The organism is Luteococcus sp. (assembly GCF_043424415.1).
GTDB lineage: Bacteria > Actinomycetota > Actinomycetes > Propionibacteriales > Propionibacteriaceae > Luteococcus.
In genome coordinates this window covers 1-12403 of sequence record NZ_JBHWOO010000128.1, presented here as the reverse complement: position 1 = coordinate 12403, position 12403 = coordinate 1, and the positions used below count along the sequence as shown (strand labels likewise).

Genomic DNA, 12403 nt, shown 5'->3' with positions numbered 1-12403 from the left:
AACCCAACCCGCTTTCCAAGCGAGCGCCATAGGCCACTAGGCGAATCCTCCGTGGGACAGCCTAGCCTCACCTGGACGGATCGCGCCAACCGGCGCGGCGCGGGGGTCGAAGCCGGCAGGTCAGAGCTCAGTCCTTGTGGCTGATCGCGAAGGTGGCCTGGGCCTGGGCGATGTGCTCGTCGTCGCCCTCGCGGTGCACTTCGCAGGTGACCAGCGCGAGGTTCTTGGAACTCTTGAGCACCTCGGCCCGCGCGACCAGTTCGTCGCCGGGCTTGGCGCCGTTGAGGTAGGTGATCGACAGCTGCACCGTCACCACCTTCGCGTCGTCGTCGGTGGTCAGCCGGGCAGCCTTGCCCATGGCTGCGTCGACGAGCGTGGCAATCAGGCCGCCGTGGACGCCACCGCTGGCATTCTCCGCGGTGTCGTCGGTGGACACCCGAGCGACGGGGGCATTGGCCTCGGCGATGACGCCGGTGTGTTCGCGAAATCCCATGCGAACAGCGTAGGGGTGAAGTCCTGCCACGGCAGGCTTCCCGCCTCACGCCCACAGGCCGGACGCCATCACCCACCCAGCACAGAGCGCCTGCCGGTCGTCGGGGCAACCCGCAGGCGCCCAGGCACTGCGCACAACACAGGGCTCAGACGTACGTGCCCTCCGGGGTGATGTCGTCGGCATCCGGGGCCACACGTCGCCGCCCGAAGAACCAGGTCACCCCGAGCAGGATGAACCACAGCGGCGTCACGATCAGCGCCTGCAAGGTGTCGGCCTCCTGGGTCAGCACGTAGAGGACAAAGACGAAGAAGGCCAGGACCACCTGGGGCATGAAGCGCGCACCCGGCATCTTGTAGCTGCTGCGGGCATGCGCCTCGGGGTGGCGCTTGAGGTAGGTCATGTAGCTGAACAGGATCATCGACCAGATGAAGATGAACAGCACCGCCGAGATCGTGGTCACCACGGTGAAAGCGGCCATGATCGAGTCGTTCACCATCAGGCCGATCACCGACAGGATCAGCGTCACCGAGACCACCAGGCCGGCGACGGGAACGCCGTTGCCGGAGAGTTTCCCGAATCGCTTGGGAGACATGCCGCGGTGCGCCAGGCCGTAGAGCATCCGGCTGGTGGAGTAGATGCCGGAATTGCAGGAGCTCGACGCCGAGGTGAGCACCACGAAGTTCATCATCGATGCTGCCGCCGCGAAGCCCAGCAGGCCGAAGATGTTGACGAAGGGCGAGACGGCCGGGTTCACCTCGTCCCACGGCGTGACGCACATGATCACGGCCAGCGAGGCGACGTAGAACAGCACCACACGGATCGGGATCGAGTTGATGGCCTTGGGCAGCGTCTTCTCCGGATCCTTGGTCTCGGCCGAGGTGGTGCCGACCAGCTCGATGCCGACGAAGGCGAAGACGGCGATCTGGAAGGCGGCGAAGAAACCCTTGGTGCCGGTGGGGAAGAAGCCGCCGTGAGACCACAGGTTGCTGATGCTGGCGACATTGCCCGAGGGGGAGGTGAAGCGGGTGGTGATCATGATGATGCCGGCCGCGATCAGCCCGATGATCGCCACCACCTTGATCAGCGCGAACCAGAACTCCAGCTCGCCGAAGAGCTTCACGGTGAGCAGGTTGAGGCCCAGCAGGCCCACCATCACCAGCACCGCCAGCGCCATCGCCCAGAACTTGTCGTGCACCCAGTAATCCCAGTAGCCGCTGATGGCGATCACGTCGGCCATGCCGGTGACCACCCAGCACAGCCAGTAGGTCCAGCCGGTGAAGAAGCCGGCCCAGGGCCCCAGCATCTCTGCGCTGAAGTCCTGGAAGCTCTTGTAGTCGAGGTTGTGCAGCAGCAGCTCTCCCATCGCCCGCATGACGAAGAAGAGCATGACGCCGATGATCAGGTAGACCAGCAGCAGCGACGGGCCCGCCGCGTGGACGGTCTTGCCGGAGCCCATGAACAGGCCGGTGCCGAAGGCGCCGCCGATGGCGATCAGCTGGATGTGTCGGTTGCTCAGGCTTCGCTGCAGGTGCTCGGATTCCTGTGAAGTGGCGGGGGTGCTCACTCATGTGGGGGCATTCCTTCCGTTGGGCGCACCACCACGCAGGCCCTGTCAGCAGGAAGCCGGCTCAGCACCGATGGTCGGTGTGCGGATGGGGTGAGGCTAGTGACGATCTGGCTTCCCCGCGGGCACATTTCACGAACTTCGTCGCGACGGTGTTGCCGGCCCGATTCGTGCTGGTGCCCCAGCTCGCGGTATTGTCCTTGGCAAGGTCCCCGCGTGACGGTATCTCGCCCAACTCCCCCAGGGTCGAAAGACAGCAAGGGTAAGTGAGCTCTTCCGGGTGCGCGGGGGCCCCTTTGCGTTCCGGGGCCTGCCTCGTCGGCTCCGGAGTGGGTCAGCCGTTCTGCTCCCACGCGATCCGCAGCGGCCCTGGTGCATCCGGTCGGCGAACTGGTCGGCGGTGGGATCGTCCAGCCGTGCTCCTCGGGTCCGGGATTTCCACCGGGTTCCTGGCCGTGGGCTGTGGCAAGGCTGGCGGGAGGTTATGCCGCGCGAAAACAGACGAGTTGTGGAGGGCCAACTGCTTTTGAACCTTCCAAGGCTTCCGTCGCGTCTGTTTTGGCAGCGAGGCGACATGCTCCGGTCATGGACGCGTTGGGGATGGTGGCGGTACCCCGCTGCACTGGTGGCGGCTCGGGGCGCAGGAAAGTGTCGGCGCCCCCTACTAGGCTCGGGGCCGTGGTAGACGACGTGAGCGATCCCCAGCCCGGTGAGGGCTCCGAGGACTTCTTCGACCAGGGCGGTCCGGGCCTGTTCGACGAGCCTGCCGTGCCCGACGAGCCGAAGCCCCAGCGTGGCGGCGAGCCGCTCGCCGATCCTGATGAGCAGGAGCAGACCACGATGGATGAGCCGGAGGTTGTCGTGACGGTGCCGGGCCTGGCCGAGAATGGCTCGGGCCTCAGCGAGGAGGAGCTGGCCGAACTCGACGACGATGACGAGGAGGACGAGCTGCTGCTGGGCGGCGCCGACCAGCTGATCCCCCAGGTCCCGGCGCAGGCGGTTGCCAACGCCGACCAGACGGCCCCCCATGACGACGAGGTTGACGACAGGGACGACGCGTCCGCCGAGGACTTCGATGAGGACCACCTGGACGAGTCCATGGACATGGCCGAGTCCGTCGACCTCGACGCTGCCACCGGCTCCGGCCTCCCCGAGGGCGAGGCGGTTCCGCTGGTCGATCCGGCTCTTGCCGACTCGGATGCCGCTGCGCCTGCACCCGCACAAGCACCCGCCGTGCCCGATGCGGCCCGGGTGGAGCAGCAGGCTCCGCTGGCCCTCTACCGTCGCTACCGCCCCGAGAACTTCGCCGAGGTGATCGGCCAGGAGCACGTCACCGAGCCGCTGCAGCGTGCGCTGACCAACAACAAGGTGAACCACGCCTACCTGTTCAGCGGTCCTCGTGGCTGCGGCAAGACCACCAGCGCCCGCATCCTGGCCCGCTGCCTGAACTGTGAGCAGGGCCCCACGCCCACCCCATGTGGCGAGTGCCAGAGCTGTCGTGACCTGGCGCGTGGCGGTAGCGGGTCGATCGACGTGATCGAGATCGACGCGGCCAGCCACGGCGGCGTCGACGATGCCCGCGACCTGCGCGAACGGGCCTTCTTCGCGCCGGTGAACAGCCGCTACAAGATCTACATCATCGACGAGGCCCACATGGTGACCGCCCAGGGCTTCAACGCGATGCTGAAGCTGGTCGAGGAACCGCCGCCGCACGTGAAGTTCATCTTCGCCACCACCGAGCCCGAGAAGGTCATCGGCACCATCCGCTCCCGCACCCACCACTACCCTTTCCGGCTGGTCCCGCCGAAGGTGCTGCAGGGTTATTTGGCGCAGCTGTGCGACCGCGAGGGGGTGGCCGTCGACCAGACCGTGCTGCCGCTGGTGGTGCGTGCCGGCGCGGGTTCGGTGCGTGACTCGCTGAGCGTGCTCGACCAGCTGCTCGGCGGCGCCGCCGAGGGCGGGGTCAGCTACGAGCAGGCCTCCGCACTGCTCGGCTACACCCCCGACGCGCTGCTCGACGAGATCATGGACGCCTTCGCAGCCGGTGACTCGTCGGGGGTCTTCTCCACCATTGACAAGGTGATCGAAGTCGGGCAGGACCCTCGGCGCTTCGCCGAGGACCTGCTGCGTCGCCTGCGCGACCTGGTGATCGTCGCCGCTGTTCCCGAGGCGGTCTCAAGCGGGCTGATCGACGTGGCGGGGGACCAGGCCGAGCGACTGGAGGTGCAGGCCAATGGCATGGGCGCCGGTGAGCTGACTCGCGCCGCCGAGGTGATCGCCACCGGTCTCACCGACATGCGCGGCACCACCGCACCGCGGCTGCACCTGGAGCTGATGTGCTCCCGCGTGCTGCTGCCCGGTGCCGACGTCGACGGCCGCGGCATCCACGCCCGGCTGGATCGTCTGGAGCGACGCATCGGCATGGCCGGTGCCCCCGCGCAGCCGGCCGATCCGGGTGCGGGGCAGTGGCAGCCCGACGACCTCGGCGGCCAGATGCCTGTCTCTGTGGGGGATTCGACAGGCGCTCCCATGGGGCCCGCGGCCGCCCGTCAGGCCGCCCAGGGACAGGCGGCACAGTTCGCGCCCGAGCAGAACGCTCCCCAGCAGCACGGGGGACAGGGCGTGGCGCAGCCAACCGCGCCCGGGCAGCACTCAGTCAGTCAGGCCCCCACGCCCGGCCAGCCCCAGTCCCGGCCCGAGCAGGAGCAGCGCCAGCCGGACGCCTCGACGCCGCAGGCCCCGGCCGCGCCGCCGGCCCAGGTGCCTCCGGACGGCCAGCCGCAGCAGGGTGGCCAGCCCGTACAGGGCCAGCCGCCGGTCCAGGGACAGCGTCTCGCGCAGGGGCAGCGTCCCGCGCAGGGGCAGCGCCCTGCCGGTCAGCCGGCACCCGCTCCCGCTGGCCAGGCCGAACCCACGCAGGCACCGGCCTCCCAGCCAGCAGTCGGCCAGGATGGTCGTCAGATCGCCGTCGCCGACGTGCGTCGGCTGTGGCCGCAGGTGTTGGACGAGGTCAAGAGCCGTCGTCGCTTCGCCTGGATCCTGCTCAGCCAGAACGCCCAGGTGGTCGACGTCACGGACGGACGCCTGGTGCTCGGCTTCAGCAATCCGGGCGCCCGCGACAGCTTCGCCAGCGGCGGCAGCCAAGACGTGTTGCGCGACTGCATGGTCGAGGTGATGGGGGCCGACCTGCGCATCGAGGCCATCCTCGAACAGGGCCGTGGCCCGGCCCGTGGCGGTCAGCCCTCACAGCCGCCGGCACCCGGTCGGGGCCCGAACCAGGACGCCGCGGACCAGTCTGGCCAGAGCGCTCCGCCGCGCACCGACGGACGCACCGACTGGCATCCCGCCCAGCAGCAGGGAGCCCAGCACGCCGGGCAGGGCCGGGGATTCCAAGCGGCAGCGGGACCCCAGTCGGGGCAGGGCCAGGCGCCCGTCTCGGCCGTCACCCGAGGCGACGGGGATCCGGGCCCCCGCACGCCCACCAGTGCTCCCGAGCCGCCGCCCGAGGAGGATGACCAACCAGAGACCTCCCGCTGGACCGCCCAGGCACGGCAGAACATCCGCCAGACCGCCTCGGGACCGAGCGAGCCCGAGCCGGAGATCGACGAGTCCAAGCTGGTCAGCGAGGACGACGAGACCCTCGACGAGTCCGGCGAGTCCGCCGCCGAGCTGATCACCCGCGCCCTCGGCGGAGTCGTCATCCAGGAAGAGGGCCAGGAGTTCTGAGTCCGGCCAGGTCGCAGGTGCTCGGGTTGGGCTAGTCCAGCCCGACCACCTGCACCTCGGTGCCCAGCACCCCGACCTCCAGCGGTCCGTCGGCGGGGAAGGTCTGGACGCTCACGTTGATCAGGCCGTCGTCGAGCAGCACCTCGACCAGCCCGTGGTCCTCGACCAGCTGCAGTGTGACCTCACGCTCGGGCAGCTCCACCTGGAAGCTCTCGAAGCCGTCGTGGACATCGGTGAGGCTTCCCTCCCGACGATCCACCAGCAGGCGGGCGCCTTCGCGCTGGACGGTCAGCGTTGTGCGGCCACTGCCGTGGGTCGCATCCGGGGCCGCGGTCCGGCTCAGGGCCAGGCTGGAAACGTCCTCGCCCGGCAGGACGGTCCGCAGCAGGTAGGCACCGTGGGGCGGGAGGGTGCCGTCGTCGCCGACCTCCAGTGGGACACTCTCGTCAGGCCCCGAACCATCTGGCAGCACCAGCGAATGGCGCAGGACCAGGTCGTCGTCCACCGGCGCCAGGGAGAGCTCCCGCGGAAGCGTCATCGCCGAGGCCCACGGGCGGGTGGGGGAGTTGCCGGCATAGCTCCAGTTGCTCATCCACCCCACCACCAGCGGCCGTGCCCCGGCGGGACGCCCGGCGAAGCTGACCGCCGCGTACATGTCGGGGCCGTGGTCGAACCAGCGGGTCCGCGCGGGACCGTCGGCGGTGAAGGTCTTCCCGTCGAAGTCGCCCAGGAACCACTGCATCCCCGAACCACCGCACGGGCCGCCCGGGTTCAGGCTCACCAGCATCACCCAGCGCAGCTCGTCGCTGCCCTCGATCGGCACCTGGATCAGGTCGGGGCACTCCCACAGGCCCTCGACGGCACCCGCCGGGCCGACGATGCTGGCCAGCTCCCAGTCCAGCAGGTTGGTGGAGGTGTGCAGCACCACCTGACGGTCGGTGGCCTCGACACAGACCATCACCCAGCGGCCGGTCGGCTCGTGCCAGAAGACCTTGGGGTCGCGGAACTGCCGCGAACCCCGTGCCAGCACCGGATTGCCGTCGTACTTGGTCCAGCTGCGGCCCTCGTCGATGCTCCATGCGACCGACTGGGCCTGCTCTGCGCCGCGCGGGGAGTGCTCGGTGAAGTCGCTGGTGTAGAGCGCCACCAGCGGACCCTCGTCGCCATCGCCCAGACCGGAGGTGTTCTCCCGGTCCCAGACGATGCTGCCGGAGAAGATGCCCTCGGTCTCGTCGCCGGTCAGCGCGACCGGCAGCTCGGTCCAGTGCAGCAGGTCGGACGAGGCAGCGTGACCCCACGACATGTTGCCCCACTCGCGCCCGTGCGGGTTGTTCTGGAAGAACATGTGGTGCACACCCTTGTGGGTCACCAGCCCGTTGGGGTCGTTCATCCAGGTGTCGCGCGGCGTGAAGTGGAGGCTCGGCCTGAAGTGGGGCGTCTCGGTATCGGTCGTGGGGTCGACGCTGCTCGTCTTCATTGCTGTCCTTGGAGGGTCGGCTGCGGTGGCTGCTGTCAGCCCTGTTGTTCCTTGTAGCGGTCGTAGGCGTCCTGGTAGACCTTCATGACGTCCTCGAGCCCCATGCTCTGCAGCTTTGCAACATACCCGTCCCACTCGGCATCGATGTTGCCCTTGACGATCCAGGTGGCGAACTTCTCCTTGACCAGGGCGGTGATGTCGGTCTGCGGATCGGTGACCGTCTGGAGCTCGTCATTGCTCAGCAGCACCGGTGGGAAGCGGTCATTGGCCTTGTACGGCTCATAGTGCTCCTTCACCAGGTCCTGGCGCTCCTTGGCTCGGGGCTCGGGTGCGACCACCTTCTCGAAGTCCTCAGCGGTGGTCACCTTGGGTCCTCCGGGGGCCACCTTCTGGCGACGCTCGCCCTCGGACTCGCCCGCCTTGGCAGGGATCTGAACCAACATGCCGCTGGCGTCCTTCTTGAGGGTGACGCCGATGGGACCCCAACTCGCCTGGGCAGACATGGCCGGGTCGTAGAGACGGTCCACCCAGCGCATGGTGGCGACGGGGTACTTGTTGCTGCGCGTGATCGCAAAGGCTCCGCGATTGATCTCTTGGTTGTTGGAGACGCTCGCCAGACGCTTGCCGTCTTTGCCCTCGAGGACGCCCACCATGACGTAGTCCTTGAAGCGGGCGTCCCCGACCACTTCCTTGAGTTCCCACCAGAAGAAGGCGCCCAAATTGGCAGGTTCATTCTTGCCCTTGGCCATGTAGGCGGCGTCATCCTGGGAGAAGGACTCAGGATCGATGAGGCCTTCCTTGTACCACTGCCCGAGCTCCTTGACCCCGGCCTTCCAACCGTCGGTGTTTGCCGTGAACTCGACCTTGTCGTTGCGCACGATGCGGTGGTCGTTGTTGTCGGGAATGCCACCGATGGCGGCGATCAGATCATGCGGGTTCGCGCAGAAGGAGTCAGTGCGGAAGCTGAGCGGGATGACGTTGGGGCCGCGCTTCTTGAAGGCTTGCAGCGCCTTCTTGAACTCTGCCACCGTCTTGGGCACGGGCAGGCCTGCCTCGTCGAGCCACTTCTTGTTGATGAACAGGAAGTTGGGGTACGGGAGGATCCCGAGTTCCTCGACGGCAGGAAGGGTGTAGATGTGCCCGTCGGATGCTGTCATCGCCGACTTGATGTCGGGCCTCTTGTCGAAGATCCCCTTCAGCAGGGGTGCATGCTCATCGATGAGGGTCTCCAAGGGAATGAGCGTCCCGTTGGTGCCGTACTGGATGATCTCCGCGTCGGACAGGCCTGTGTTGTACAGGGCGTCGGGCAGATCCCCGCTGGCCAGCATGAGGTTCTTCTTCTCGGCGAAGACGGTGTCGGGGAGGTTGTTCCACGTCACCTTGATGTTGGTGTCCTTCTGCCACTGCTGGACCAAGGCCATGGACTCGTACTTGGGTGCCAGGGCGGACTTGGTGCCCGCGAAGGTGAGCGGCAGGGTCTTGGCGACGATGGGCAGGCCCTCTTCTTTGAGCCCGAAATCGGCTGAGGCATCGTCCACTGCGGCTGCTCCCTCGGAGCCGCCCTTGGAGCAGCCGGCGATCACCGCTGTTGCGGCGATGCCGAGACCGCTGAGGAGGAAATTGCGTCGTTGCATTTCATTGACCTTTCAGGAGGTGCGGAGGTGTTCCGCGGATTGGTGGGTATGGCTCACTTGAGGGCGCCGAGGGCCGCGCCCTTGACGAAGTACTTCTGCATGAAGGGGAAGATGCACAGCAGCGGGACGGTGGAGACGACGATCATGGCGTACTTGATCAATTCGCCCAGACGCTGCGCAGCGGCATAGGAGTCGATCGAACCCGTATCCATCGAGGCAGATGCCTGGGACTGGATCAGGACATTGCGCAGTACGAGCTGGAGCGGGTACAACGACTCGTCATTGAGGTAGATCATGGCATCGAAGTAGCTGTTCCAGTAGGCGACCATGTGCGTCATGGCCATCAGCACGATCAGCGGCTTCGTCATGGGCAGTGCGATCCGGAAGAAGAAATTGAAGTCGTTCGAGCCATCGAGCTGGGCGGCTTCGCGAAGTTCGTTGGGGACGTTCTGCTCGAAGAAGGTGCGGGCAATGATCAGGTTCCAGACGCCCACCGCGCCGGGCAGGATGACGGCCCAGATGGTGTCGAGCATGCCCAGCTGCTTGACCACGAGGTAGCGGGCGATCAGGCCGCCATCGAAGAACATCGTGATCACGAACAGGATCATGAACAGGTTGCGCCCTGGCATGTCCCTGCGGGACAAGGCATAGCCGGTGGCGAGGATGATCGAGACGCTGATCAGGGTGCCAAGTGAGGTGTACATCACAGAGTTGGCGAATCCTCTCAGCATGGCGTCATTGGCGAGGAGGGTGCGGTATCCGTCGAGGGTGACGCCGCGTGGGATGAACCAGACGCGGCCCTGCTGGATCTGATTGGGGTCGCTGATGGAAGCGATGACGATGAAGTAGAGCGGGTAGATGATCGCTGCCATGGCGAGCAGGAGCACGGAGATGCTCAGCACGTTGAAGCTGGGGTCGGCGATACGCCCCAGGAGGCTCTGCGGCTTGCGCCGGGCTGTGTCGGTGGTGGGTGCGGAATGGCTCATGGTGTCACCAGAGGCTCGACTGGTTGGCCTTGCGGGCCACCCAGTTGAAGGTCAGTAGGAGGATGAGGTTCAGGACGGAGTTGAACAGTCCGATGGCGGCCGAGTAGCTAAACTGTGCGTTCTGGAGACCGGTCTTGTAGACGTAGGTGTTGATCACCTCGGAGGTGGGCAGGTTCAGGTCGGTCTGCATCAGGTAGACCTTCTCGAAGCCGAGGTTGAACAGGTTGCCGATGGCAAGGATGAACAGGATCGTGATCACCGGCAGGATTCCCGGCAGGTCGATGTGCCAGGTGCGCCGGAACTTGTTGGCACCATCCACCTTCGCCGCTTCGTGCAGGGATGGATCGATCGCAGTGAGGGCTGCCAGGTAGACGATCATCGAGAAACCGGCGTTCTGCCAGATGTCGGATCCGATGAACAGGGGACGGAACCAGCCGGGCTCGCCCATGAAGAAGATGGGGTTGCCGCCAGCCAGCTGGATGGCGTGGTTCACCAGGCCCGACCGGGGGCTGAAGAGGAGGTAGATCATGCCCACGACCACGACGACGGAGATGAACGAGGGCGCGTAGAGAACAGTCTGGGCGAACTTCTTGAAGCGTTCGCTGGTCAGCTGGTTAATCACCAGCGCCAGGATGATGGGCACAGGGAAGGCGATCAGCAGGCCCAGCATGTTCACCGACAGGGTGTTGGTCAGCAGGCGCTCGAACTGATAGGAGTCGATGAAGCGCTCAAAGTGCTTGAGACCCACCCATGGACTGCCGGTGAAGCCGTCGATGGGGTTGTAGTTGCGGAAGGCAATCTGGGCCCCGTACATGGGCCAGTACTTGAAGATGGCCAAGTAGATGATCCCGGGCGCAAGTAGAACGTATAACTGCCACGACTGACGAATGCGCTGGAGCAGGGGGGCCTGTCTCACCGGCATGTCGATTGCTGGCGCCGCTTTGCGGCGAGAAATCCTCATTGATTCTCCTAGTGGGTGGCGGGAGGTGCTGAGACGGATCCGCGCTCAACCAAGGGGCACGGAATTGCAGAACGTAGCGGGCGGGTATCCGGTTCGGGTGAGAGCAGCCGCTCCACCGCCTCGCGGCCTATCCTTTCGAAGGGGAGCCTGAAGGTGGTCAGGCCCGGCGCGAAACAATCGCCCAGGATGTCTTGGTCGTCGAAGCCGACCACCGACACGTCTTCCGGCACGCATAGACCCATCTCGCGGAGGGCTTGGTAACAACCCAGGGCGGTGCGGTCGTTGGCGCAGAAGATTGCGGTCGGAGGCTCGGGCAGGCGCATCAGGTGGTGGGTGAAGGCGACGCCATCGGCGTGGATACCGCTGCCGTGGACGACATGCTCCGGGGGCAATGCCAGGCCCCGCTTGGTCAGGGTCGCGCGAAAACCGGCGAGGCGTCCGGCGGCTGCCGGGAGCTTCGAATCCTCGGGGGCGATGTTGATGACGGCCAAGCGCCGGTGCCCTCGGTCGAGAAGAAGTTCAGCAGCCTCGCGACCGCCTCTCTCCTCGTCGGGGAAGATGCTGGCAACGCTTCCTCGCTCGTCCTCGGCGTTCACGCACACAGCTGGTACCCCTTGCAGTTCCGCGGGAAGGGACACCACACGGTGGTACATGGCTGCGTAGATGATGCCGATGACGCTGTAGCTCTGCATCATGGTGATGGCCGCCTGCTCGAGGCGGGGGACCCGGTTGGTGTCGACCGTGAGCAGGACGTGTTGTTCTGCCCATGCCTGGTGCTGGGCGCCCTTGATCAGTTCGCCGGCGAAGGGTGAGGTGGCCACTTCGTCACCGATGAAGCCGATCATGGTGGAGCGTCCCTCGCGCAGGACCTTTGCGTGGGCATTGGTGCGGTAGCCGAGTTCGGTGGCTGTCTGGCGAACGCGATTCGCGGTTTCCTTGGACACTCGTCCCGCTGTCGCCTCGTTCAGCACCAAGGAGACGGTGGCCTGTGAGACGCCGGCTTCGCGTGCGATGTCCTGCATCGTCGTGCGGCGGGCCATCTCCACCTCCGTTGGTGCAGTGGAGGACATCCTCCACATTAATCGTATAACTGTAATTTTGCGGCATGCCCGAAGGGCGTGTCAAGAGTCGAAATGGATGGGATTGCGGAGGTGCTCACCTGACTCGTTCCGGACCGTCCCTAGGGCAATCGCCTGTGTCCCTGCCCAAACGGAAGGGATTGCCTCAGGGCCGTAGCGGACAAGGCTCATCGTGTCGAGCACAATGGACCCATGAGGCACACCGTCGTCCTTGCCCCCGACTCCTTCAAGGAGTCGCTCACTGCCAAGCAGGTCTGCGAGGCGCTCGAGCGTGGGATGCGGCAGGTGATGCCCGACACGGACTTCGTGCACGTGCCGATGGCCGACGGCGGGGAGGGCACTGTGCAGTCGCTGGTCGACGCCACCGGCGGGAGCTTCGTGCAGACCACCGTCGACGGGCCGCTCGGCGATCGGGTGGAGGCCACCTGGGGGATGTTGGGCGACGGAACCACTGCCGTCATCGAGATGGCCGAGGCCAGCGGG

9 protein-coding genes and 1 other RNA gene are annotated in these 12403 nt (G+C 66.2%); 3 read left to right on the top strand and 7 right to left on the bottom strand.

The window, feature by feature from the left end; genetic code table 11:
• Positions 1-127: 127 nt before the first annotated feature.
• Both ACHFFZ_RS07825 and ACHFFZ_RS07820 read right to left on the bottom strand, forming a co-directional pair.
• Entirely contained in the window at positions 128-493 is a 366-nt protein-coding gene (locus tag ACHFFZ_RS07825) for a PaaI family thioesterase (RefSeq protein WP_394276090.1), read from the bottom strand.
• Between the two features lie 145 nt (positions 494-638).
• Positions 639-2057 carry an amino acid permease gene (locus tag ACHFFZ_RS07820; RefSeq protein ID WP_394276089.1) on the bottom strand — a complete coding sequence of 473 codons (1419 nt, stop codon included), beginning with the start codon at positions 2055-2057 and terminating at the stop codon, positions 639-641.
• A 203-nt stretch (positions 2058-2260) separates the two neighbouring features.
• Here ACHFFZ_RS07820 and ffs point away from each other — a divergent pair.
• Both ffs and ACHFFZ_RS07810 read left to right on the top strand, forming a co-directional pair.
• An RNA gene (ffs, locus tag ACHFFZ_RS07815) (signal recognition particle sRNA small type) lies at positions 2261-2357 on the top strand.
• Between the two features lie 390 nt (positions 2358-2747).
• Positions 2748-5783: a DNA polymerase III subunit gamma and tau gene (locus tag ACHFFZ_RS07810; RefSeq protein WP_394276088.1), complete on the top strand. Its 3036-nt coding sequence runs from the start codon at positions 2748-2750 to the stop codon at positions 5781-5783.
• 31 nt (positions 5784-5814) lie between these two features.
• Here the strand turns inward: ACHFFZ_RS07810 and ACHFFZ_RS07805 are convergent, their stop codons facing one another.
• The 5 genes from ACHFFZ_RS07805 to ACHFFZ_RS07785 form a co-directional block, all read right to left on the bottom strand.
• The gene (locus ACHFFZ_RS07805; RefSeq protein ID WP_394276087.1) at positions 5815-7260 is read right to left on the bottom strand and encodes a hypothetical protein; all 1446 of its coding nucleotides are present in this window, start codon (positions 7258-7260) and stop codon (positions 5815-5817) included.
• Between the two features lie 35 nt (positions 7261-7295).
• Positions 7296-8894: an ABC transporter substrate-binding protein gene (locus ACHFFZ_RS07800; protein ID WP_394276086.1), complete on the bottom strand. Its 1599-nt coding sequence runs from the start codon at positions 8892-8894 to the stop codon at positions 7296-7298.
• A 53-nt stretch (positions 8895-8947) separates the two neighbouring features.
• Positions 8948-9880 carry a carbohydrate ABC transporter permease gene (locus tag ACHFFZ_RS07795; protein ID WP_394276085.1) on the bottom strand — a complete coding sequence of 311 codons (933 nt, stop codon included), beginning with the start codon at positions 9878-9880 and terminating at the stop codon, positions 8948-8950.
• 4 nt (positions 9881-9884) lie between these two features.
• A complete protein-coding gene (locus ACHFFZ_RS07790; protein WP_394276084.1) occupies positions 9885-10718 on the bottom strand; it encodes an ABC transporter permease in 834 nt (277 codons plus the stop codon).
• 131 nt (positions 10719-10849) lie between these two features.
• Positions 10850-11911 carry a LacI family DNA-binding transcriptional regulator gene (locus ACHFFZ_RS07785; RefSeq protein WP_394276083.1) on the bottom strand — a complete coding sequence of 354 codons (1062 nt, stop codon included), beginning with the start codon at positions 11909-11911 and terminating at the stop codon, positions 10850-10852.
• Between the two features lie 201 nt (positions 11912-12112).
• Here ACHFFZ_RS07785 and ACHFFZ_RS07780 point away from each other — a divergent pair.
• On the top strand, positions 12113-12403 hold a 291-nt coding region (locus ACHFFZ_RS07780), incomplete at its 3' end, for a glycerate kinase (protein ID WP_394276082.1).